This is a genomic window from Pseudomonas sp. SDO5215_S409 (genome assembly GCF_054071325.1).
Map to the genome: position 1 here is coordinate 1 of NZ_JBSVWN010000201.1, position 278 is coordinate 278.

General features: G+C 52.2%; 1 protein-coding gene. It reads right to left on the minus strand.

Annotated elements, in window-relative coordinates; translation table 11 throughout:
* Window positions 1-2 precede the first annotated feature (2 nt).
* The coding region (locus ACW9H9_RS28895) for a transposase (protein WP_457346748.1) at window positions 3-278 on the minus strand (276 nt) is incomplete at its 5' end.

Sequence of the window (278 nt, forward strand, 5' to 3'; positions counted from 1 at the left end):
TCTCACCAGGTCGGCCTGATGAACCGATCTCCGTACAGAATCGCAAATTGATTCATCGCGCTTTTCCAATCATGGGCCGGTTTCCCCCAATTGGCTGTTATGTTGCGCAATCCCAGCCAAATCAGTTTGGTCGCTGCGTCATCATTCGGGAAATGCCCGCGAGTCTTGATGACCTTGCGTAGCTGGGCGTTGATGCTCTCAATGGCGTTGGTGGTGTAAATCACTTTCCTGATAGCTGGTGGGAAGACGAAAAATGGAATCACTCGATCCCAGGCGCG